Here is a 1457-nt window from a genome sequence, read left to right as displayed (position 1 = left end):
GAGAAGTAATAGCCCTTGTAGTCTGAGAAGTAGGTCTTCTCGAAGCGCTCGTGATCGCCCCAGACGGTGCGCATCTGGCCGGGCCAGCTGTCCTTGATCGCCAGCACGCCCTCGGTCGGGCTGGCATGGATCTCCTCGCCCGATTGCGGGTCCAGCACCACCGGCTGGACGCCGAAGAACGGCTTCATCGCGGCGCCCGGCTTGGTGGCATGCGCCCCGGGCAGCGGGGTCAGCAGGTGGCCGCCGGTCTCGGTCTGCCACCAGGTGTCGACGATCGGGCAGCGCCCGGCCCCCACCACCTCGTTGTACCAGGTCCAGGCCTCGGGGTTGATCGGCTCGCCCACGGTGCCCAGGATGCGCAGGGACGACAGGTCGCATTTGGTGACGAAGTCGTTGCCCTGGCCCATCAGCGCGCGGATCGCGGTGGGGGCGGTGTAGAACTGGTTGACCTTGTGCTTCTCGCAGACCTGCCAGAAGCGGCTGGCATCGGGATAGGTCGGCACGCCCTCGAACATCAGCGTGGTGGCGCCGTTGGCCAGCGGGCCATAGACGATATAGCTGTGGCCGGTGACCCAGCCGACATCGGCGGTGCACCAGTAGACGTCGCCGTCATGGTAGTCGAAGGTGATCTGGTGGGTCAGGCTGGCATAGACCAGGTAGCCGCCGCTGGTGTGCACCACGCCCTTGGGCTGGCCGGTGCTGCCCGAGGTGTAGAGGATGAACAGCGGGTCCTCGGCACCCATTTCCGCCGGCTGGCTGACATCCGAGGCCTCGAGCGCCATCTCGTTGTAGTCGAAGTCGCGGCCGTCGATCCAGGTGGTCTGGCCGCCGGTGCGCTTGACCACCAGGCACTTGACCGTGTCGCGGCAATGCAGCAGCGCGGCATCGGCATTGGACTTGAGCGGGGTCTTGCGGCCGCCGCGCGGCGCCTCGTCGGCGGTGATGACGACCTTGGCCTCGCAGCCGTTGATGCGGGCCGCCAGCGCATCGGGCGAGAAGCCGGCGAAGACGATGGAATGGATCGCGCCGATGCGCGCGCAGGCCAGCATGGCATAGGCCGCCTCGGGGATCATCGGCAGGTAGATCACCACCCGGTCGCCGCGGCGCACGCCGAGGCTCTCCAGCACGTTGGCCATCTTGCAGACATTGCGGTGCAACTCGCGATAGGTGATGTGGCGCGCCGGCTCCTCGGGGTCGTCGGGCTCGAAGATGATCGCCGTCTGGTCGCCGCGCGTCGCCAGGTGCCGGTCGACGCAATTGGCCGCCACGTTCAGCGTGCCGTCGGAATACCAGTTGATCTTGACCCGGCCCAGCGTGAAATCCACGTCCTTGATCCGCGTCGGCGCCTTGATCCAGTCGACCCGACCCGCCTGCTCGCCCCAGAACCCCTCCGGATCCGAAACCGACGCCGCATACAGCGCATCGTACTTCGCCGCGTCAACATGCGCTCGGGTCAC

The 1457-nt window shown here is 67.2% G+C and carries 1 protein-coding gene; it reads right to left on the bottom strand.

What is annotated here, in order from left to right; all coding sequences use genetic code 11:
• Window positions 1–1457: acetate--CoA ligase (gene acs, locus KUH32_RS18400; protein ID WP_254899295.1), on the bottom strand; the 1457-nt coding region annotated here is incomplete at both ends.

The organism is Thalassococcus arenae (genome assembly GCF_019104745.1).
Lineage (GTDB): Bacteria > Pseudomonadota > Alphaproteobacteria > Rhodobacterales > Rhodobacteraceae > Thalassococcus_B > Thalassococcus_B arenae.
The sequence above is the reverse complement of the archived record's forward strand: the minus strand, read 5'-3'. Positions and strand labels throughout refer to the sequence as shown.